This is a genomic window from Streptomyces sp. NPDC101166, from assembly GCF_044768125.1.
Taxonomy (GTDB): Bacteria; Actinomycetota; Actinomycetes; order Streptomycetales; family Streptomycetaceae; genus Streptomyces.
The window spans coordinates 14,289-34,646 of the sequence record NZ_JBIWPF010000033.1 but is presented as its reverse complement, the minus strand read 5'-3'; the positions used below and the strand labels follow the sequence as shown (position 1 = coordinate 34,646).

General features: G+C 69.9%; 21 protein-coding genes and 1 pseudogene. 6 read left to right on the top strand and 16 right to left on the bottom strand.

Going from position 1 to position 20,358, the window contains the following annotated elements:
* Positions 1 to 284: 284 nt before the first annotated feature.
* From ACIRS4_RS34505 to ACIRS4_RS34495, 3 genes are read right to left on the bottom strand one after another with little or no spacing between them, the layout of a single operon-like run.
* On the bottom strand, positions 285 to 1,142 hold the full coding sequence (locus ACIRS4_RS34505; protein ID WP_404203582.1) for a class I SAM-dependent methyltransferase: 858 nt from the start codon (positions 1,140 to 1,142) through the stop codon (positions 285 to 287).
* A gap of 30 nt (positions 1,143 to 1,172) precedes the next feature.
* Positions 1,173 to 1,517, bottom strand: coding sequence for a VOC family protein (locus tag ACIRS4_RS34500; protein WP_404203580.1), 345 nt, complete (start codon positions 1,515 to 1,517; stop codon positions 1,173 to 1,175).
* A gap of 1 nt (position 1,518) precedes the next feature.
* Positions 1,519 to 1,698 carry a CopG family transcriptional regulator gene (locus tag ACIRS4_RS34495; RefSeq protein ID WP_404203578.1) on the bottom strand — a complete coding sequence of 60 codons (180 nt, stop codon included), beginning with the start codon at positions 1,696 to 1,698 and terminating at the stop codon, positions 1,519 to 1,521.
* Positions 1,699 to 1,847: 149 nt separating this feature from the next.
* On the opposite strand from ACIRS4_RS34495, the gene ACIRS4_RS34490 reads away from it, so the two are divergent.
* The 3 genes and pseudogenes from ACIRS4_RS34490 (at position 1,848) to ACIRS4_RS34480 (ending at position 3,307) form a co-directional block, all read left to right on the top strand.
* Positions 1,848 to 2,444: a redoxin domain-containing protein gene (locus ACIRS4_RS34490; protein WP_404203576.1), complete on the top strand. Its 597-nt coding sequence runs from the start codon at positions 1,848 to 1,850 to the stop codon at positions 2,442 to 2,444.
* Positions 2,445 to 2,589: 145 nt separating this feature from the next.
* A pseudogene (locus ACIRS4_RS34485) lies at positions 2,590 to 2,739 on the top strand (MOSC N-terminal beta barrel domain-containing protein); the annotation flags it as partial.
* Between the two features lie 214 nt (positions 2,740 to 2,953).
* Entirely contained in the window at positions 2,954 to 3,307 is a 354-nt protein-coding gene (locus tag ACIRS4_RS34480) for an MOSC domain-containing protein (RefSeq protein ID WP_404203574.1), read from the top strand.
* Between the two features lie 214 nt (positions 3,308 to 3,521).
* Here ACIRS4_RS34480 and ACIRS4_RS34475 read toward each other — a convergent pair whose 3' ends face one another.
* Together ACIRS4_RS34475 and ACIRS4_RS34470 are read right to left on the bottom strand one after the other, a co-directional pair.
* Positions 3,522 to 5,936, bottom strand: a complete 2,415-nt coding sequence (locus ACIRS4_RS34475; RefSeq protein ID WP_404203572.1) for an ABC transporter permease — start codon at positions 5,934 to 5,936, stop codon at positions 3,522 to 3,524.
* On the bottom strand, positions 5,933 to 6,625 hold the full coding sequence (locus ACIRS4_RS34470; protein ID WP_404203570.1) for an ABC transporter ATP-binding protein: 693 nt from the start codon (positions 6,623 to 6,625) through the stop codon (positions 5,933 to 5,935). Before ACIRS4_RS34470 ends, ACIRS4_RS34475 begins: the two co-directional genes overlap by 4 nt.
* Before the next feature lie 222 nt (positions 6,626 to 6,847).
* On the opposite strand from ACIRS4_RS34470, the gene ACIRS4_RS34465 reads away from it, so the two are divergent.
* Both ACIRS4_RS34465 and ACIRS4_RS34460 read left to right on the top strand, forming a co-directional pair.
* Positions 6,848 to 8,143 carry a sensor histidine kinase gene (locus ACIRS4_RS34465; protein ID WP_404203568.1) on the top strand — a complete coding sequence of 432 codons (1,296 nt, stop codon included), beginning with the start codon at positions 6,848 to 6,850 and terminating at the stop codon, positions 8,141 to 8,143.
* Positions 8,140 to 8,841, top strand: coding sequence for a response regulator (locus ACIRS4_RS34460; protein WP_404203566.1), 702 nt, complete (start codon positions 8,140 to 8,142; stop codon positions 8,839 to 8,841). Before ACIRS4_RS34465 ends, ACIRS4_RS34460 begins: the two co-directional genes overlap by 4 nt.
* Before the next feature lie 172 nt (positions 8,842 to 9,013).
* On the opposite strand, the gene ACIRS4_RS34455 is transcribed toward ACIRS4_RS34460, so the two are convergent.
* The 3 genes from ACIRS4_RS34455 to ACIRS4_RS34445 all read right to left on the bottom strand — a co-directional run bounded on the left by ACIRS4_RS34455 (position 9,014) and on the right by ACIRS4_RS34445 (position 11,717).
* Positions 9,014 to 10,219, bottom strand: a complete 1,206-nt coding sequence (locus ACIRS4_RS34455; protein ID WP_404203564.1) for a serine hydrolase domain-containing protein — start codon at positions 10,217 to 10,219, stop codon at positions 9,014 to 9,016.
* Between the two features lie 312 nt (positions 10,220 to 10,531).
* Complete coding sequence (locus ACIRS4_RS34450; protein WP_404203562.1) at positions 10,532 to 11,101, bottom strand: GNAT family N-acetyltransferase; 570 nt, start codon at positions 11,099 to 11,101, stop codon at positions 10,532 to 10,534.
* 1 nt (position 11,102) lies between these two features.
* Complete coding sequence (locus ACIRS4_RS34445) at positions 11,103 to 11,717, bottom strand: TetR/AcrR family transcriptional regulator (protein ID WP_404203560.1); 615 nt, start codon at positions 11,715 to 11,717, stop codon at positions 11,103 to 11,105.
* A 113-nt stretch (positions 11,718 to 11,830) separates the two neighbouring features.
* On the opposite strand from ACIRS4_RS34445, the gene ACIRS4_RS34440 reads away from it, so the two are divergent.
* The gene (locus ACIRS4_RS34440; protein ID WP_404203558.1) at positions 11,831 to 12,742 is read left to right on the top strand and encodes an alpha/beta fold hydrolase; all 912 of its coding nucleotides are present in this window, start codon (positions 11,831 to 11,833) and stop codon (positions 12,740 to 12,742) included.
* Positions 12,743 to 12,895: 153 nt separating this feature from the next.
* Here ACIRS4_RS34440 and ACIRS4_RS34435 read toward each other — a convergent pair whose 3' ends face one another.
* The 8 genes from ACIRS4_RS34435 to ACIRS4_RS34400 form a co-directional block, all read right to left on the bottom strand.
* Complete coding sequence (locus ACIRS4_RS34435; RefSeq protein ID WP_404203556.1) at positions 12,896 to 14,620, bottom strand: acyl-CoA dehydrogenase family protein; 1,725 nt, start codon at positions 14,618 to 14,620, stop codon at positions 12,896 to 12,898.
* Positions 14,621 to 14,686: 66 nt separating this feature from the next.
* Positions 14,687 to 15,244: a PadR family transcriptional regulator gene (locus ACIRS4_RS34430; protein WP_404203554.1), complete on the bottom strand. Its 558-nt coding sequence runs from the start codon at positions 15,242 to 15,244 to the stop codon at positions 14,687 to 14,689.
* 58 nt (positions 15,245 to 15,302) lie between these two features.
* A complete protein-coding gene (gene argB / locus ACIRS4_RS34425; RefSeq protein WP_404203552.1) occupies positions 15,303 to 16,163 on the bottom strand; it encodes an acetylglutamate kinase in 861 nt (286 codons plus the stop codon).
* Between the two features lie 175 nt (positions 16,164 to 16,338).
* Positions 16,339 to 17,202 (bottom strand): siderophore-interacting protein, encoded by an 864-nt coding sequence (locus ACIRS4_RS34420; RefSeq protein ID WP_404203550.1) that lies wholly within the window; start codon positions 17,200 to 17,202, stop codon positions 16,339 to 16,341.
* A gap of 159 nt (positions 17,203 to 17,361) precedes the next feature.
* Complete coding sequence (locus ACIRS4_RS34415) at positions 17,362 to 18,447, bottom strand: prephenate dehydrogenase (RefSeq protein WP_404203607.1); 1,086 nt, start codon at positions 18,445 to 18,447, stop codon at positions 17,362 to 17,364.
* A gap of 137 nt (positions 18,448 to 18,584) precedes the next feature.
* Positions 18,585 to 19,625: a transcriptional regulator gene (locus ACIRS4_RS34410; RefSeq protein WP_404203548.1), complete on the bottom strand. Its 1,041-nt coding sequence runs from the start codon at positions 19,623 to 19,625 to the stop codon at positions 18,585 to 18,587.
* A gap of 56 nt (positions 19,626 to 19,681) precedes the next feature.
* A complete protein-coding gene (locus ACIRS4_RS34405) occupies positions 19,682 to 19,933 on the bottom strand; it encodes a hypothetical protein (protein ID WP_404203546.1) in 252 nt (83 codons plus the stop codon).
* 171 nt (positions 19,934 to 20,104) lie between these two features.
* The gene (locus tag ACIRS4_RS34400; RefSeq protein WP_404203544.1) at positions 20,105 to 20,311 is read right to left on the bottom strand and encodes a hypothetical protein; all 207 of its coding nucleotides are present in this window, start codon (positions 20,309 to 20,311) and stop codon (positions 20,105 to 20,107) included.
* Positions 20,312 to 20,358: the final 47 nt, after the last annotated feature.

The window sequence follows — 20,358 nt, the reverse complement described above, 5'->3', positions numbered from 1 at the left end:
CGGTGCGAGTGTCTCCCGCTTCGGACCAGGGAGCAGCCCCGTGGCGTGGACTGCCCGGATGGCCCTGCGCCGGCCTTTTCCCCGCCACCCGAGCCGCCCCGGCCACCCTACGGGGAGCGTCGCGCGACCCTTCCCCGGGTGCCGCAGGGCGGCCGGGTGGACGAGGCCGAGGTGCTTCGTGCACTCGCCACCCTGAATGGGCAGCACCGGCCGCTCACTGGAGCCCCGCGCCGCCACCCTCACACCCCGCCGCCGTTTGTGAACCGGAGGGGCCGCAGGCCGGATCAGGTGGTGGCCAGCAGGAGGTTCTCCCCACTTGACGGGCGAAGGCCGTCGGTCCGGTCGGTGAAGTAGCGCGCGGCGAGCGAACTCATCGGAACGTGCCGGGCGTCCTTGAGGCCGGCCTCGCGCGCCAGGGCCAGCATCTCCTGCGGGGTGTAGAAGCTGATGAACGGGGTTCCGGATGCTCGAGCGCCTTCCTCACTCGCCCGAAGGCCGGGGCGGTCGGCTTCGTCGGCGAGTTCGGTCGGCAGCAGGAAGGTCATGGCGAGCGTTGTGCCGGGCGCAAGCCCGGCGATCCGGCGCAGGGTGGCAGCGGTGGCGTCTTCGGTGAGGTACATGCTGACGCCGGTGGAGACGATGACCGCCGGTCGGCCGGGATCGAAGCCGGCGGTGCAGAGTTGCTCGAGCCAGGACGCGCCGGCCTCGAAGTCGACCGGCACCAGGTGCAGCCCGTCGGGAATGCCGTAGCCGAGTTCGACCAGGCGGTGGCGCTTCCAGGCCTGGGTGTCGGGCTGGTCGATCTCGAAGACCCGTAGCCGGGAGGCGAGCTCCTTCCTGCGCTGGGCGAAGGTGTCCAGGCCGGCTCCCAGGATGACGTACTGGGTCACGCCGCCGTCGGCCTGCTCAGCGATCAGGTCCTCGATGAAACGGGCGCGGGCGACGATGGCCGCCCGGAACCCGCTGGTGGTCTCCGGGTCCATGTCCGGGCGGTCGCGCCAGTCGTCGCCGGGAGCCGCCAGGTGCAGGCCGATCTCGTCCTCGACCACATGCGGCGGCGGGTCGACCTGGAGGTGCATCGCCCTCCAGAGGGCTGTGCGCACCGCGGTGTTGTCCGGTGCCTCTGTCTGCTCGTGCGCCATGGTGTTCCCCCTGTTGGTTTTTTGTCGCGGTCAGCTCTCGGCGGGAGCCTGCAGGCTCCACAGACGCCCGTCGGGGTCGCGGACGGTCATCTCCTTGGTCCCGTAGTGGGTGTCCTCGAACGGCGTGACCACCTCGACGACAGGATCGGGACGCCACTCGTCCGCGTCCGGCGCCTTCAGCACCATCCGCGTCTGGGGCTCCTGGTCCTCGGGAACCTCGGCGATGAACACGTAGGGACCGTCGCCGTTGCGCAGCTGGCCGGAGCTGTGGTCCGTAGCGAACTCCAGCTTGAATCCGAGCTCCTGGAAGAACTTCGCCGCCTTTCCCCAGTTGTGCGTCGTCAGGAACACGGCCTCGATGCCTTCGGTCGTCATGTCACGTCTCCTTCTTGGGCGAGTGCTGTTCGTTCCCGTGGGCGTCGCCGAGGTAGGTGCGCAGCGCGTCAGCGACGAGCGCCGACAACGACATGCCCGACTCGATGGCGCGGTACTTGACCTGCTTGATCAGTCCGATCGGCAGATACACGTTGAATTGCTTGACTTCCTCATCGCTCACGACTGAATGCTAGCATCCTAGCAAGCTAGATCAAGCGCCGGCCCCTTCGCACGAAGGTGTCTGCCGCCGGAGCGTTACGAGTGCCTGCTGGCCGACGCCGGGTCGGCGCTGTCGCCGCTGCTGGTCGGAATGCAGGACTGGGGTGACCGGTGGATGCTCGGCGACGGAACGGTCACCGGGACGGCGGCACGGGACGGAGCGGAACACGCGCGCATACACGCCCAGGTCGGCACGCGCGTGCCGGAAGGGCTCGTGCTGCCGAGTACGCACGGTGCCGTCCTGCCCGTCGTCGCGCCCGACTGTGGGGGGGGACCGTCCTGCTCACGTATCCCGGCACAGGGATCGAGTGGGACGAGCCGATCCCCGGGGCCGTCGGCTGCACGCTGGAGAACCGGCTGTTCACCGATGCCTGGCCCGACTTCCGGCGAGCTGGGGTGGAGGTGCGTGGGGTGGGCACCCGGCTTCCCCATGAGCAGGCCGAATTCGCGCGCGCCGAAGCAGTGCCGTTTCCCCTGCTCTCCGATGCCGGGCAACGGTTGGCAGCGGCCCTGCGGCTGCCGACGTTCCGGGGCGCGGGCCGACTGCGCCTGAAGCGGCTGATTCTCGTCGTCGGCCCGGAAGGGACTGCCCGGCATGTGCTGTTCCCCGTGGAAGACATCCCCGCCGCTGTGACGGAGGCCCTGCGACTGGCCACGGCCAGTGCCGGCGCCGGGCCTGACGCCACCGAGGAGCGATCACCTAGGTGACGGCGTGGCGGCGTACCTGCTCTGCCTCGGGCTGCTGGAGCGCGCGACCGGCGTCGTACTGAGCGGCTTCGGCCTGCGCGTGATCGCGGAGGCCAAATGAGTTTCATGGCATGGCGAGCCGGCCGTCGGCCGGGAGGGGGCAGGGATGAGGGTGGGCACCGTCGAGCGGATCTGGCGCTACCCGATCAAGTCCACGGGGGGAGAACGGCTGGTGTCGGCCGACGTGGACGAGCGAGGCCTGGTGGGCGACCGGCTGTATGCGGTGCGGGACGCTGAGGGCAGGTTCGGCTCGGGCAAGAACACCCGCCGGTTCCGAAGGATGCCCGGTCTGCTGCGGCTGCGCTCCCGCTACCCGGAGGCGGGACCCCCGGCTGAGCCCGAACTGCTCGACCCGGACGGGGTACCAGTGGCCGACGCCACCGCCTACCTGCGCCGCTACCTGTGGCGTCACGACGTCGAGGTGACCCGTGCGGGGGCCGTCTCGCACTTCGACCAGCTTCCTGCGAGCCGTGCTGAGCACCGCCACCCTCGACTGGATGCGCACTGCCCTCGCGGGCATTCCGGTCGACGAGCGCCGTTTCCGGCCCGACCTCCTCATCCGCACGCCACCGGAAACACCCGCGTTCGTCGAGGACCAGTGGCTCGGATCCAGCGTCCGCATCGGCACCACGGTCTGCGTGACGTTCGTGCGCTCCAGCGAGCGCTGCGTCATGGTCAACGAGTCCCAGCAGGACCTGCCGGGCTCCGCGCTCGTACTGAAGACCATCGCCCACGCGCACGCCATGCGTCTGGACGCGCTGGGCACCGTGACCGAGCCGGGCACCATCGGCGTCGGGGACACCGTCGCCGTCATCCGACCCTGATCGATGCGCCGGGAAGGTCTTTCGAGTACGGCGTCCCTCCGTCCAGGAGGCCTGGATCGGTATCCTCCTGCGCGTCGGCGAGGCCCTGCTCCGCTCCCCTGGCGCCCACACCGCGCCGCGTGATCCTCGCCCTCACGCGCACCGTCGCAAACAAGTGCCGCCGCGGCGGGGCGGGGCAGGAGCTGCCGGCCGCTTCCACGGCGGCACCGCGGTGCTACTCGGTGCGCAGTGCGGTGGCCGTCGGGGTTCTGGCGGCCCAGCCCGCCGGGATCAGCGCACCGAGCCCGGCGAGCACGACGCCGCCGAGTCCCAGCATGAGCAGCCGAGCCGGCCCGTACACATCGAGCACGGACGACGGCAGGGTGGTTCCCACGGCGCGTGCCGTCATCGGCATGACGAGTCCGTGCAGGACGTACCCCACAGGCACGCCCAGCAGCCCGCCGAGTACGCCGATCGCGGTCACCGAGGCGAGCACGAGGCTCACGGTCTGCCGCGGCGTCATACCTGTCGCCTTGCAGACGCCCAGGTCGTGGACGCGTTCCCGAGTGTCGAGGATGACGGAGTTGAGCACGCCGAGGCCGGCTACGGCGACCAGCATGAGGGTGAGCAGCACGGCCATCGCTTTCATGATGAGGATGACCCCCTTCTGCTCGGCCGGGGGGACGGTCGTGGCGTCGCCGCCCAGTGGCCGCACCGCCGACGCGAGCTTGCGGGCGTATGCGTCCGCCGAGACATCGGCCCGCACCTTGACGAGGAACATGCTGGGCTCGGCCGCCGGGAAGTCCGACAGGTCCGCGTGGATCTCCACTTGGTTGCCCGAGGTGTCGAAGGACTCGCCCACGATTCTCAGGTCGGCGCTCTGCCGCTCGTGGGTCACCCGCACGATGTCGCCGATCTTGGTGCTGGTCCGCTCCAGGAAGCGGGTGGGCACCACGAGTTGCCCCTTACCGGTGAGCCAGTGCCCGGAGAGCATCTCGTAGCTGCCGTCGTGTGAGTCGCCTTCGTAGAGGCCGGCCTGGATGGACCCGGAGACGCCGGCCACGACGACCTCGGTCTGGAGCTTGCCGTAGTACGAGACCAGGCCGGTCTGGGACGTGATGGCGGATCGCACCTTCGCCGGGTCAGCGGCCTTGCTCCGGGACGGGTCCGGCATGCTTCTGGCCACGGGAGGCGGGCTCGCCTCGTCGCCCGCGGCGGGGGGCGGCGGCGGCTCGAGGGTGTTCATCCTGACCGTCGTCACCGTGACCGAGGCACGGCTCTCGGGATCCTGCGACGTGCCGATCGCGCCCAGGGACGAGGTCAGCCCCACCGCGAAGGTCACCGCGATCGTGCCGAACGCCACCGCGAGCAGCATCGCGAGGGCACGAACCGGATGCGTGAAGGGGGTTGCGAGACCGTAGGTCACCGGTCGCGGCAGCGGCAGCCGGCCCAGCGCCCGGTGCGCCCGCTGCCCTCGCCCCGTGCGCGGCGCCCGGCCGACCGCGATGGCTTCGACCGTGTGCAGCTTCCCGGCTCGCCGTGCGGGAACCATTGCCGCGAGCCCCACGACGAGCAGGGCGGCGGCCGGCACCGTGACGTCCACCCACCAGGCCACCGAGAGCGAGACGGTGCCGTACACCGATTCCGCGTCCGCGAGCATCGGCACGGCCAGGAGGTTGCCCGTCAGGACACCCGCAACGATGCCGACGACGGCCGGGATCATCGCTTGAGCCATGTAGGCGCGGACGACCTCGCGCGGAGTGAAGCCGATGGCCTTGAGGATTCCGATCCTGCGCAGACCGGTGCCGACCGCACCGCTGATCACGCTGCTCACGATGATCACCGACATCACTGTGCCGAGCACACCGAAAGCCGTCACGAACGGAACGGTCGCCGCCGCACCCTGGTCAGCGGCGTGCTTGGTGTCCAGCCAGGACTGCGTCCCCAGCAGCGCTGCGGAGCCCGTGGCGGAGGCGAGGATCGCCCGGTCGGCGAGGATCTGCGCCTTCGTGGCCGCGGAGTCGAAGCGGTAGAGCATCTGACGCATGACGGGGTGCCCCTGCGACGCCACCGCGTCGACCTGCGCCGGGGTCGCCCAGGAGTCTGCGGTCTTGCTGGCCGACAGGGCGAAGCCGACCACCGTGAGGGCCGGGGCGTTCGCGGCGCCCGACGTCCTGAGAGTGGAGCCGATCTCGACGCCTGGCCCCTCGAAGGACGTGCTGAGCACGATCTCGCCCTGTCTCCGCACCCACTGACCGGATTTCAGCTCCACCCGGTCCACCGCGTCGTCCGTACCGGACCGCCCGACCAGGGTCAGAGTCGGAAGCCGGAAGCCCGTCCGGTCCACCGGGCGGAACGCCGTGGCGGAGTACGGCCCCGCGCTCGCGGCGACGCCGTCCAGCTTCCCGGTCTGCGCCAGCTTCGCCGTGCTCACCCTGGCCGGGTCGAACTGAGCGGTGATGTGAGCGCCCCGCTGCTTGTCGAAGGCATGGTCGAAGGGCGCGGCCGCGGCGACCATCAGCGACCCGGCGACCACGGCCGAAGCCACGGCCATCATGGTGGCGATGGCGATCACCACGGTCTGCACGCGCCGCCGGCTCACTCCGGAGCGAACGACCCGGCTCAGCGCGCCGTTGCCGAACAGGCTCATCGGACGGCCCGCGCATACGTGTCGAGGGCGAGGTGACCGTCGACGAGGTGGATCGTGCGGCTCGCGACCGCCTCCGCCAGTGACAGGTCGTGTGTCACCAGCACGATGGTCTGGCCCCCGCGGTGCAGTTCCGTCAGCAGGTCGCGGACGTCGTGGCCCGAGGCGGTGTCGAGCGCACCGGTCGGCTCGTCGGCGAGCAGCAGCTCGGGCCGGTTGATCAACGCCCTGGCGACACCGACTCGCTGGCGTTCGCCTCCGGACAGCCGGCCCGGGTAGGCCCGGGCGTGCTTCTGGATGCCCAGCATCTCCATGAGTTCGCCCGCGCGGGACGCCGCTTCGCGACGGCTGGCGCCGGTCAGCTGGGCCGGGAGTTGGATGTTGTCGGTGACGGTGAGGTCGTCGAGGAGGTTGAAGAACTGGAAGGCCATGCCTACGTGCGCCCGCCGGAACCTGGCGAGGGCGTGCTCGCTCAGCTGGTCGATCCGTCGGCCCGCCACGATCACAGCGCCGTCCGTCGGCTTGTCCAGGCCGGCGACGAGGTTCAGCAGCGTGGACTTGCCGCTGCCGGACGGACCTGTCACGGCAAGGGCCTCGCCCCTGGCGACGCTGAGCGTGAGCGGTCCGAGCGCGGGCGCGCCGGCGCTGTCGTAGCGCTTGGCCACGCCCTTCAGTTCGATCACTTGATTCATGTGAGAGGCCCGTCCTTACGGTCGCGAGAGGCGCATGCCGTCACCGGCCCTGTGAACCTAGGGGCCGACGAGAGCGCTGCGCGTCGGCCGCAGAAGCCATGTCCGCCCGTTCCCTCGGAGGATCCGGCCGCGGACTCATCCTTGAGGACGAGGACCCCAGGAGGGTGCCGTGGTCAGCCGGACGGACGTGGGACGAGTGCGGAACCCAGCACAATGTGTCGGATGGAGACGGATCACTGGCGCGGCAGGCAGCGACAGCTCGTGGACGCGCTACGCCCCGAGGCGAAGGCCGCCCCGCTGTCCCGAAGAGCGGTGCGCGCCGATGTGGTGCTGGCGATCGTCCTGAGTGCGATCGGTGTGTTCGTCGCGATGCGCTACCCCGGCGACGGACCGGTGTCCATCGACCCGCCCAAGATCGACGTCGGCACCGGGATCCCGGTCCCGCCGCCGCCCGGCCCCGATCAGGCGCCCGGGGAGGCAGACCTTCCTCCTGTGCCCTGGGCCCTGGTCCTCGCGTCGACGCTGCCGCTCGTCCTGCGGCGCCGCTACCCGCTGGCGGTCTTCGTGGCGGTGCTCGGCGCGAGTCTGTCCATCGGCGGCTCGGCCTCTTGGATCACCGTCCTGGCCTGTGTCATCGCCGCTTACAGCGCCGTCGTGTACAGCCGATACCGGATTCTGTCGATCGCCGTCCTGGTGATCGCCGCTGTCCTGTCCGGTGTCGCTTTCCGCCATGCGGATCCGGTGGTCCCGGGATGGTCCAGCCCGGGCTTCGTGCTGCTGGTGGCCGGGATGCTGGCCAGCCTCGTCCGCTTTCTGCACCTGCGTCTGGCGTCCAGCAGACACCGGGTCGTCGAACTGCAGGAGGCTCAGGAGCAGGCTACGCGCCGGGCCGTCGAGGAGGAACGTGCCCGCATCGCCGCCGAGCTGCATGACGTCGTCACCCACAATGTGAGCGTGATGGTGATCCAGGCGGGTGCGGCACGCAAGGTGATGGACGTGATGCCGGAGCAGTCGAAGGAGGCGCTGCTGGCCGTCGAGGCGGGCGGCCGGGCCGCCATGGCAGAACTCCGGCACGTCATGGGCCTGTTGACGGCTCCCGATCAGGACAAGCCCGACGGTCTGGAGCCCCAGCCGGGGCTCGCGCAGCTCGACGCGCTGGTCGCGCGGGTACGCGCTGCCGGGACGCCCGTGAGCGTCGGGCTGTCGCTGCCACCGGAACCACTGCCACCGGGCGTGGACCTCGCGGCGTACCGCGTCGTGCAGGAGGCGCTGACCAACACCGTCAAGCACGCACGCGGCGCGGAGGCGTCCCTTTCCATCGGCTACACCGACACCGGTCTGCAGATCGAGGTCACGGACACGGGCGGGGAGAAGGGCTGCTCACCGGTGGAGAGCAACGGCCGTGGCCACCTGGGGCTGCGCGAGCGACTTGCCGTCTACGAAGGCGAGCTGACGGTCGGGCCGACGGACGACGGCGGCTACAGGGTCACGGCCCGTATCCCGCGGAGCGCGGCATGACGGCGGACATGCCGCCGCTGCGCGTGGTCATCGCGGACGACCAGGCCCTCGTGCGCACCGGCTTCAGGATGATTCTGGCCGCGGACGGCATCGAGGTGGCCGCTGAGGCCGCTGATGGGGCCGAGGCCGTCGCAGCGGTCCGTCGCACGCGGCCCGACGTCGTTCTCATGGACATCCGGATGCCGCAGATGGACGGTATCCAGGCCACCCGACGCATCCTCGGCAGTGACGGCCTGCCGGAGACCCGCGTCATCATCCTCACCACGTACGACCTCGACCACTATGTCTACGCCGCCCTCACGTCCGGCGCCAGCGGCTTCCTGCTCAAGGACGTCTCCCCGGAGCACCTGGTGGCCGCTCTGCGTCTGGTGCAGTCCGGCGATGCTCTCCTCGCACCCACGATCACCCGCCGTCTGATCGAACGCTTCGCCAAGCCCGACGAACCACAGGCCATCGCCCCCCACCGTGATCTGGCCACCCTGACTCCGCGTGAACTGGAGGTGCTTCGTCTCCTCGCGACGGGCCTCAGCAACGCCGAACTCGCCTCCCGGCTCCATCTCAGCCAGACCACGATCAAGAGCCACGTCGGCCGCGTCCTGTCCAAGCTGGATCTGCGCGATCGGGTCCAGGCCGTCGTTTTCGCCTACGAGACGGGACTGATCGCCCCGGGAGGAGGCGCCTCGAACGTGACCCGGTGATCGTGCGCGGAGGCAGGGTCCCCGGGCGCGGTGTACGGCTGGGGCCGGATGCCGCCCACCCTCGCCCGGCTGCCGCAGCGGGCTCGGCGCCACCGGGGAGAACCGTTCGCTCAGGCGTCCGACTGGCGCCTGAGCGAACGGGCGACGGACAGGCAGCCTGAAGGGCGTGCTCTCAAGTGGTGCGGCACAGGGCGTGGTCGATGAGGTTGCGCAGGGCGTCTTCCTGACGGTCCGCGGTCTGCGGGTCCGCCGGGCGGCTGTGCGCGGAGACGGTGACGGTGCGCCGGCCGTCCGTGGTGGTCGCCGCATGAACCACGTATCCGAAGCCGCTTCCTCCGTGTCCCAGGTAGCCGCCGCCGCAGGACAGCGGTGTGGAGAACAGTCCCAGGCCGTCCCGGGTGCCTGCGGGATGGCCGCTGTCCTGCGGCATCGGGACCGTGGTCCGCATGGCAGCGAACTCGGCGGGCTTCAGCAGCCGTCCGTCGACCAGGGCGGTGAGGAAGCGGTTGAGGTCGCGGGCCGTGCCGGTCATCGAGCCGTCGGCGCCGCTGTCGAAGGGACGGTAGGGGATGGTGGTGTCGGTCATCGGGCCGTCGGCAGCGAACTGTTGGTAGTCGGCCGTGTGCGGATGCGGCAGGAAGGGCCGGGTGCCGGGGGTGTCGGTGTGTTCCAGGCCGAGCGGGCGCAGGATGCGGTCGTGGACCTGCTGTTCCCAAGTGCGGCCGGTGATCTTTTCGATGATCATCCCGGCGAGTACGTAGTTGGTGTTGGAGTACACCCAGCGGGTTCCTGCCGGGAAGGCCGGCTCATGGCGCATGGCCAGGGCGACCAGCTCCTGGGGTTTGTAGGCCCGCCACCGGTGGGTGAAGTAGGTCTGCGCACTGGGCTCAGGGAAGACTTCGGAGATGTAGTCGGACAGGCCGCTGGTGTGCTGCAGCAGGTCGCGGACGGTGATGGTCCGTCCGTCGTTTCCGGCTCCTGACACGACCCCGGGCAGCAGTTGCTCCACCGTCTGGTCGAGGGACAGCCGCTTTTCGCCCACCAGCTGCAGCACGACGGTGGCGACGAACGTTTTGGTGGTACTGCCCAGCCGCAGGTAGCCGTCCTTGGGAACCGGGCGGTGAGTGACCAGGTCCCCCACTCCGGAGCGGGCCGTGACTGTCCCGCGCGGAGTCTCCAGGCGGACGGCCACTCCAGTGACCCCGGTGTCCCGCAGCGCGTCGGCGTCACGCTGCACGGACCAACTCGTGCCTGAGGGGTGCGGTGTGGCCGACGCCGCGGCGGACAGCGGGGACGACACGGCCAGCGCCAGCACCAGCACCAGCACCAGCACCAGCACCAGCACCACAGCTGACAACCGTGAACGAGGAGAGATCATGACCCGAGGCTAGGAACCGCAAGAGCCACCAGCCATGCGGGCTACGCCCTTCTCGAACGGGTGCCAGCCGGATGGACGATCATGCCAGGCGTCTGGCACAGCCGCTGGCCTCCCACACCTGATCAGAAGTCCGTGACGTGATGAACCACTGGCCCTCGTCGTGTACGCGATGGAACGATCCCCGAAAGTGGGGACTGGCTGTTCCGCATGCCGACCCTGCACCTCGCCCAGGCGCACAGCAGTGCCGGCGGCCGGAGCCACGTCCATGTCTCCGTTTCGGGTGAGGGTGGGCCTTGGAGACGGGTGTCGTCGCTATGAGATCGGTTCGGCAGGGGGCGTGGCCCTGTTCGCCGGTCGAGCGATGTAGATCCAGTCGAAGCCGTCGTATCCCTCGGTGTCGAGATGCCGGGCTCGGTTGAGTCCGGCGCGTATCGCCACGCGCTGGGAAGCGAGGTTGGCCGGGCGGACGCGGGCGATCAGCGGGAGGTCGGGCTGGTGGTGGGACGCCCAGGCGGCGACCGCGGCCGCGGCTTCGGAGGCGAAGCCCTGGCCCCAGGCTGAAGCGGCGAAACGGTAGAAGAGGTTCAGGATCGCGACTCCGTGCAGTTCCATGGGCTTGATTCCGCAGAATCCGAGGGGTTGAGCGGAGCCGTGGCGTCGGACGACCCAGTACCCGTATCCGTACCGCCGCCACTGGTCGTCCCAGCGCCGGTAGAGCGCCTCTGCTTCCTCGAACCCGGCGAGGGCATCGGACGGGTTGTGGGTGCAGGTCTCGGGATCGCGGTGGACGGCGAGGATCGCGTCGACATCCGCTGCGGTCGGGCGGCTCAACGAGAGCCTGGCGGTCCGCAGTTCCATGGCTGCCGGGCTGCGGTCGCTCATGTCAGGGCCCTTCACTGGTGCGAAAGACTCGGTTCAGGCGGTGGTCCAGGACTTCGGTCGCGGACTCGGGGCTGCGCTGGCCGACGAGGATGCTGGTGCCGAGTCCCGCGGACATGGCGAGCAGGCCGGCCGCCTCCGACCGCGCGTCCACACCGGGCTCGAGCAGTGCCGCTTCTTGCGCCTGCCGGAGGAGTTCGGTCAGCGTGTCTTCGGCGGCTTCCGGGTTCTTGATGAAGGGCTGGGCCGCGAGGGCCGGGTCGTTCACGGCCAGAACCGCGTATGACGTGTAGAGGTGGTGGAAGGTGCGGCTCTCGTCGTCGGCCGGCAGCGCCGCCATCAGCAGCGCCTCGACCATCGCGCGCGGACCGGGGTTCTCCCCGGCCGCCCGTACCCGGGCCGAGACCCGCTCCCCGAACCTCTGCGCCAGTAGCTCGAGCCCGAAGAACAGCAACTTCTCCTTGGTCTGGAAGTAGTACTGCACAAGCCGCAGTGATACGCCCGCCTCCGCTGCCACGTCGCGCATCGTCACGGCGTGCAGCCCTCGTCGGCCGGCGACCCGGACGAGGGCTTCGGCGATCTCGGTTCGGCGTTCTGCGTGGTCCACGCGCTTGGGCATCGGCCGGTCTCCACTCGTCGTTCCCGCTGCGGCTCTCACGGGCCTCTTGATGATACAGCCGTATCAAGTTCATGGTACGTTCGTATCACGAACCGCGAATACCGGAGGTGGCCATGCCCGAGACCGCTGCCCGACCCCAGGCCGATGTCGGCCGTTATACGAGCGACGCCTTGCGGGATCGCTACTTCACCGCCTGTGACGCGGTCTACGCGCTGGGGGCGCCCGCGGTCGCGGAAGAGGATGTGGAGACGTCCTTCGGTACGACGCACGTCTACCGCTACGGCTCCGCGAACGAGGCTGTCCCGTCCCGCACTCCCGTCGTCCTGGTGCACGGGGCGGGCTCCTGCTCCGCCATGTGGTATCCGAACACCGCGGCCCTCAGCTCGGACCGGCCGGTCTACGCGATCGACACCCCGGGCGATCCCGGTCGCAGCGTGCAGCGCGAACCCATTCACCAGCCAGAACGTGCGGCGCAGTGGCTGGACGAGACGCTCGCCGGGCTAGGACTCGACCGCGTGCACCTCGTCGGCTCCTCCTACGGTGGCTGGCTCGCCCTGAACCAGGTGCACCGCAGGCCCGGCCGCCTCGCCTCGGTCACCTTGCTCGACCCCGGCGGCCTGGAGAAGGTGGGGTTGCGCTTCTTCGTCTGGATCTTCGCGAGCCTCTTCGCGACCTTCGCGCCCAAGGCGCTCCGCCCGCGACTGGCGGCCTGGCTCGAACAACCGGTCCTCGTCGTACCCGAACTGCGCGCGATGATCAGAGCGTCGATGCGCGCCTACCGCATACGCCGCCCGTCGCCGCTTCCCCTGTCCGAGGAGGAGCTGTCCACCATCCGGACTCCGCTCTATCTGGTGCTCGGCAAGCGAAGCCTCCTCCTGCACCCGCAGCGGCAGGTGGAGCGTGTGCCGCGGCTGATCCCCGGTGCACGAGCCGAGATCGTCTCCAGCACGGGCCACGGGCCGCAGATCGACCATGCGGAGGAGACCAACCGCAGAATGCTGGACTTCATGGCCTCCGTCGACTGACCGTCGGTCGGATGTCCGATGGAACGGTTCTGCAGTCCTGGCGCTGCCGGCCCGGGCTACTCGCCGACTGAGGCTTCCATGGGGGGCGACGCAGGCGGGGCGGGGCGCATGCGCCCCACCCCGCCTTGTCTCCCGCCCTGCCGTGCCGAGGCCTCAGTCCTTCATCTCGTACGCCCCGGACAGGGCTTCGACGCGCTGCCAGACGCGCTGCGAGCGCGCCGCGTCGACGACCGGGCGCCGGACCGCGCCGAGCGCCCAGTGCTGCTGGACCTCGGTCGCGGAGTCCTTGCCGTGCAGCTCGACGGCGTGCGCGGAGAAGTCCCGCACGAGGACGGCGAACAGTTCGTCGAGCACGTCCTCGTCCAGGCCCGTCAGGGCCGCCTGTTCCAGGACCAGCTGCCCGTGGACGACGAGCGCGAAGAGCTGCCCGACGGCGAGGAGCAGGTCGAGGTCCCGGCTCTGCTCCTCGTCAGGAGCGGCCGTGCGGACGAACTCGCACAGCGCGTCGGCCTGTTCACGGAAACGGGCTACGTTGGACAGGTGGGCGTACGCGTCGAACGCCGGCCGCCAGTCGTGGAAGCGCACCGAGCCGAGGCCGCGGGCCGGGCCCTGCCGGAAGAGGAAGTCGTCGTCGGCCGCGTCGAGACGGGTCGGGACGGGTTCGTAGGCGGCGGGGTCGAGGAGGTGGTTGCGCATGAACTTGAGGATCAGCGCCAGGTTGACGTGGACGGTGCCCTCGAGCTTCGGCAGGCCGCGGATCTCGACGGCGGCCTGGGCGAAGTAGTTGTCCTTCTCGAAGCCCTTGGCGGCGATGACGTCCCACATCAGGTCGATGACCTTCTCGCCCTCGGTGGTCACCTTCATCTTCGTCATCGGGTTGAAGAGGAGGTAGCGGCGGTCGTCGGGGCCCGCGGTGCGGAAGTAGTCGACGGCTCGGTCGCTGAACAGCTTCATGCCGACGAGGCGGACGTAGGCGTCGGTCAACTCCCGTCGCACGTGCGGGAAGGCGGTGACGGGGCGGCCGTAGAGGATGCGGTTCTGCGCGTGGGTGACGGCCTCGTACATCGCGTGCTCGCAGATGCCGATCGAGGCGGTGCACAGGTTGAACTTGCCGACGTTGACGGTGTTGAGGGCGGCGTCGAAGGCGGCGCGGCCGGTGTGCAGGACGTCCTGGGGCGCGACGGGGTAGTCCTCGAGGCGGAACTCGCTGACGTACTTCGAGGAGTCGACGACGTTCTTGACGAGGCGGTACGCCGGGTGGCGGCTGTCGGCGGCGAAGAAGACGTAGCCGTCGGGGCCCTCGACGTCGGTGCGGCGGCCGAAGACGGAGACGAGCCCGGCCGCGTTGCCGTTGCCGATGTAGTACTTGGAGCCGGTGGCCCGGAAGCCGCCCGCGCCGTCGGGCTCCAGGAGCATGTCGGTGGAGTAGATGTCGGCGCCGTGGGACTTCTCGGACAGTCCGAAGGCGAACACCTCGCCCTGGGTGAGGAGTTGCGCGGCGCGGGCTCGCGCGTCGGCGTTGTCGCTCTGCCAGACGGGGCCGAGGCCGAGGATGGTGACCTGCCAGGCGTACCAGTAGTCGAGGCCGTAGAAGCCGAGTATCTCGTTGAGGGCCGCGATGCGGGCGGTGTCCCAGCGCTTGTCGCCCTCTGCTTCTCCGGCGGCGGAGGCCGGGGTGAGGAAGGTCGCGAAGAGCCCCTCCTCGGCGGCGAAGGCGAGGAAGTCGCCGAGCCAGGCGCGGGTCCGGTAGTCCTCGATCAGCTGTCGCTTGCCACGCTCCTCGAACCAGTCGACGGTGGCGCGCAGCAGCCTGCGGGTCTCCGGGTCGAAGTGCGCGGGGTCGTACGTCCGCGGGTTGAAGAGCAGGGCGTCGGCCATGGTGCCGCCTTTCGTCTGGGAGGGGTGTGGGTGGGTGCGGGTCGGGCCTCGGGGCTGCTCGGCCGGTCAGCGGCCGGCGTCGAGTCCGGCCAGTGTGGCGAGGACGTCGTCGAGCCAGGCGATCATCATCCGCTCGTACGCGATGCCGCCGCGCAGCACGACGTGCTGGAGCTCCCGTTCGGCTTCCAAGGGGCCGTGAGCGGGGGGCTCACCGAAGTCGCGGGCCTCGCCCGCGAGGTAGTGGGCGAGGCGGTCCGTGTGCGCCTGCCGATGCCGCTCGACTTCGCCGATCAGGGTGGCAGGATCGTCGAAGGCCGCCCCGCGCACCTTCACGGCCAGGTCGTGCCGGACGCTCTCGGGTTCGGTGGGTTCGTGGAGCCACGCGGAGAGCACGGCGCGACCGGGCTCGGCGACGGAGTACTCCTTCTTGTCCGGACGCCCGTACTGGGGGACCTCCCGGACGTCGATCCAGCCGTCGTTCTCCATGCGCTTGAGCACGCGGTAGATCTGCTGGTGCGTGGCGGTCCAGAAGTAGCCGATGGACCGCTCGAACCGCCGGGCCAGCTCATAGCCGGAGCCCGCCTTCTCCAGCAGGGAAACGAGGATCGCGTGCTCGAGTGCCATGCACCCCATCCTGCTATGCACCTAGTTGCATAGCAACGCTGCCGCGGTGAGACGCGACTCACCCCGTGCGCGTCGTGTGGGTCACTGCGGACGGCGGGTCACCGAGCTGCGCGGCGACCACCGTGGTCCCGGCGGGTCGCCGTGATGTCACGGCGTCCAGGGTGGCCTGCGGTCGACGTCCGTCGGTGATGTGTACGCGGGTCACCCCGCCGCGCAGCGCGCTCAAGCACGCCTCGGCCTTGGGGAGCATCCCGCCTGTGAACCGATCGTTCATCGACTCCAGTTGGCGATCCGTCAGTTCCGGCACGGGGGTGCTCTGTTCGGGCCAGTCGACGCAGAAGCCGGGCGCGGCGATGAGCATGACCAGACTTCGGGCTCCCACCGCCACGGCCACCGCCGCCGCCGCGGCGTCCGCGTTGACGTTGAGAGCGGCTCCGTCGTCGGCCACGGCCAGGGAGGAGATGACCGGGATACGGTTGTCGTCCAGGAGCGTGGTCAGGAGGCTGACGTCCACACCGGTGACATCGCCCACCTGGCCGAGGTTCGCCGCGTCTCGCCGGCGTGCGGACATGAGGTGGGCGTCCTCTCCGGAGAGTCCCACCGCGTACGGCCCGTAGCGGTTGAGCGTGCCGATCAGCTCGCGTTGCAACCGGCCTGTGAGCACCATGCGCACGACGTCCAGGACGTCCGGCGAAGTCACCCGTTGGCCGTGCACGAACTGTGCTTCGACGCCCAGGCGCTGCATGACCTCGGTGATCTGAAGACCCCCGCCGTGCACGACGATCGGGCGCAGTCCTCTGCGGTGGAGGGCGACCACGTCCGCCGCCAGAGCGGCCGAGGCCACGGGGTCCGCCAGGAGCGCCCCGCCTGCCTTGACCACCACGTCCGCTGTGCGTGGCTTCGTGACCGGTGCGGTCATGACCGCTGATCGGCTCTCCTGATGCGTTCCCAGACGCATGTGCTTCCTTCCTCATGGTGTGTGGATCGGTCATGCGCTGTCCGCTGCCCGTGCCCGCCTGGTCGCTCACCGACGTCGGGGTGGCCAAGGGCCGCCGCGGCCGCCTGCGCGGTGCGTGACTGAGAGGGGTGGCGGGTTACCGCTGGGGGCTGAGCGCGGTCTCCACCAGTCGCTCCTCCTCGGCCGCGATCTGTGCGTTCCACGCGGGTTTGGAGGCCCGCCAGTGCTCGTCGGTGTGGTCCAGACGCCAGTAGCCGGAGGCTGACACGTCCTCGCGCGGGACGTCGCGGTCGAGCAGCAGGTGGCGGCGTATCTCACGGACGAAGCTCGCTTCGCCGTGGACGAAGGCCTGGAGGCCGTCGGAGGGGAGGCGCAGGTTGTGCACGGCGTCGAGGAGGCGGGCGCCCACGCGGTCGGCGCCTCGGTGGAGCCAGGCGATGTCGGCTCCCGCGGGCGCGTCGATGCGCTGTTCTTCGAGGGGGTCGTCCACTTCGAGCAGGACTGTGGCCCGCGCGCCCTTCGGCAGCGCTTCGACACCGGCGGCGACAGCGGAGAGCGCGCTCTCGTCTCCCACCAGGAGGTGCCAGTCGGCGCTCGGCTGAGGGTAGTAGGCGCCACGGGGTTCCATGAAGTGGACGATCTCGCCCGGCTCGACCCGTCGGGCCCATTCGGTGGCCAAGCCGTTGTGGCCGTGCATGGTGAAGTCGACGGTGATCTCGCCGCTGTCCGGGTCCCAGGCCCGGATGGTGTAGGAGCGTAATCGGGGCCAAAGCTCTCCCGGCTGGGTGGCCTTGATGTGCTCCAGGTCGAAGGGCTGGGTATAGGTCATGCCTCTCGGTGCGATGAGCAGTCTGATGTACTGGTCGGTGTACGGTCCGATCCGGAGGTCTGCCGGATCGTCCACACCGAGCACGACGCGTCTTCTGCGCGGGGTGAGTTGTCGCACGTGTACCACGTGGGCGGACCGTGCCTGTGGTCGTCGTGGGGGTGGCTGGGTCATGAGGTCCTCCGCAGCTGAGGCCGGACAGGCTTGCCCAAGCTTGGAGTTTCTCGCCGGGTGCGTCGACCGTGGCCAGTCGAACGGGTCCGTCGTCCTGTTCGACTGCGTAGGACCGCAGTTGACAGCGGTTACGGGGGCGGGGTCGTCGTCTCAGCCGGGTCACCGCGCCATGATCGTGCTCGGCATCCGCAGCGTCCGGGTGAGCCGTTCCGCCGCCTCGGCGGTCACCAGCATCTCCACCAGCCCGGTGACCTGTCCGGGGGCGTGGTCGATGAACACGTCCTCGATGTTGACGCCCGCCGCGCCCACGTCCGTGAACAGCCGGGCCAGTTCGCCCGGCTGGTCTCCGATGAGGACCGAGACGGTGACGTAGCTGCCCTGCAGAGCGTCGCGCTTGTGCGGGATCCGGCCGTGGCCGGCGCAGCCTCTGGTCAGCAGCCCGGTGAGCGCCTGAGCATCCTTGCCGCGTCTCGTCCCATCCTCGTCCGTCAGTCCCCGCAGGGCCGAGATCGCCTCGTCGAGGTCGTGCGCCAGTTCGCTCAGGATGTCCGCGACCGTGCCGGCGTTGGCCGACAGGATGTCGAGCCACAGGTCGGGGTCGCCGGCGGCGATGCGGGTGACGTCGCGCACGCCCTGTCCGGCCATGCTCACCTCGTTTTCGGCGGCGTGCTCCAGCCGGGCCGCCATCAGGCTGGCGACCAGGTGCGGGGTGTGCGAGACGAGGGCGACGGCTCTGTCGTGCCCGTGCGGGTCCATGACCAGAGGGACCGCGCCGCACAGCTCGACCAGGGTGCGCACCGTGTGCCAGGTGTCGTCGGAGGTGGACGCGGTGGGCACCAGCGCCCAGACTCTGCCTTCGAACAGGTCCGCGCGCGCGGCGAGGGGCCCTGAGCGCTCACCGCCCGCCATGGGGTGGCCGCCGAGATACGTGCGGGTGTCGCAGCCGGCGTCTTCGATCGCCTCGAACGCCTGGGACTTGACACTGGCGACGTCGGTGTACGCCCTGGCCACGTTACGGTGTTGGGCGTCCTTGAGGGTCGGCGCGATCTCGCCGGGCGGCACCGAGAGGATGGCCAGGTCGACGGGGCCGGGGGGTTCCCCTGCCTGTCCCGCGCCCAGCGCGGCCGCGGTCAGGACCGCCATGGGTTCCCGGTCGGCCAGATAGACGGTGACGCCTTTTGCGGACAGGGACAGGGCGATCGACGTTCCGATCAGGCCGGCGCCGATGACAACGGCGGTGCGCAGCATGGAGGTGCCTCATCTGCTCAGCGGGGGGCCGGACTTGACCGTCCGGGCAGAGGAAAGGTGCGTGTACCGCGGTGGGGTGCGAAACCGTCGTCGCCTGCGGGGGGCACGCACGATGCCGCGAGCCGGACCCGTCGTCAGGCGCTCTCGGCCTCGAAGTGGTTCTTCAGGTCGTGCGCGAAGAGTTCCCAGATCTCGGCGTAGCCGTGGACCAGCTCCGACATCTGGATCTTGCAGTGGGCGGGCACGTTCTCGACGATGCGCTGCCGGTCGCGAGCGAGGAGGGCGGCGGCTTCGAGCATGCGCAGCATGTGGCGACCCGCTTCGGTGAACCGCAGTGAGGGGTCCCGGCGCAGGGCGTCGAAGAGGGAGCCGAGTTCGGCTGCCGACCGGGCTTTGGCGGGGACGGGCGGGGACGGGCGGTGGCCTGCGAGGTTGGTCGGGGCTGCGGCGGAGGCATGTCCTCGCTGGCGGGCCGGTACGGGATCCTCGCCTCGCATCACCCTGCTGCGGACGTCCGCGACGGTGGCGGGTGAGATGCCGGCCTGGCGGGCGATGGTACGCAGTGAGGCGGTGGGGTTCTCCTTGATCAGACGACTGGCCAGCTCTCTGCCGTAGGTGGAGTCCACGGGCCTTGCCCGGCCGTCGAGTCCGATGCGGCGCGCGCAGTTCAGGAACGTCCCGGAGGAGTTGCGGCGTATCTCCGCGACCTTGCGGGCGGACAGACCGGCCACTGCTGCCACGGCGCGGTCGGACCACTCGGGGTGCGAGGCGAAGATCCTCTCCGCTGCGCCGACGCGGTCCTCCATGGAGAGCGGACGGCCGTGGGAGACGTTGAGGGCGACCGCGAGGAGGTCCGCGTCGGTGGTGTCACCGTCGAAGTAGCGGACATTGATCAGGCTCTCGCCCCTGGCCTGGGCGGCTGCCAGACGGTGCAGTCCGTCGACGACCCGCATGGTGGGCCGGTGGACGAGGATCGGGGGGAGCTCGGATTCGGTGTCGGCGAGGGTGCGGGCGTACTCCTGGTCGACGCCGTCAGCGCGAGGGGAGGAGGAGACGTGCAGGTCCTCGATGTGGACGAGTTCTACGGGCGCCTCGTTGAGGCCCTTGTCCCGCAGCGCGAGCAAGTAGTCGGAACTGCTGCGCGTCTGCGGTCTTTCGATCGGTTCGGCGGTCACAGCGACAACTCCTGGTGAATGGGTGTGGGGGTCATCAGGGGTGTTGCTCCTGACCCCTACTGCCAGCCGGAGTCGCCGTTGGTCGTGATGATCGGATTCGGGGTCGGGCCCTGCCAGCCCGAGTCTTCCTCACCCGACGTGGCCGGGTTCGGGGCCTGCCAGCCGGAGTCGTCGTTGACGGTGGTCAGCTGAACGCTGCGGGCGACCGCGCCGGCGGCGGGCGTGGTGGTGTCGGCGGCGCAAGCGGACTGGGCGCCCAGGACGACGACGGCACCGGCGGCGGCGGTGAGAAGAAGCTGACGGATCATTGGGTTCCCCTTTTTTTTCTGCTCAGGAGTTGTGGCGACGAAGATGAGTCTTGTCCGCCGTCAGGGGGAGCAGAAGGGGATGCAGGGTGGGCAAAGCGGCCTTGGCGCATTCAGTCCAAAGTCCGCCGACTGGAATGCTCAGTTCCCTTTTCCGTGTGGAAATCGGGCTGTTCAGAGGTCGAGGTCGGGGCGCATCAAAGGCACCTCCGCCGACACCAGCCTCCATTCCAGGAGGGTGGGATCAAGTGCTGTCGCGCGCTGCCAGGCCTGCTCGGCGACCGATTCCGCCGTCGCCAGGTCCCGTGCGTGCACATAGACACCGATGACCGGGCCCGGCCGGGCCTGCGGGTGAAGGCTGATGTGCTCGACACGGTTCACATCAGCGGCACCCTCGTCGATCATGAGGGCGGCCACGCTCTCGGGCA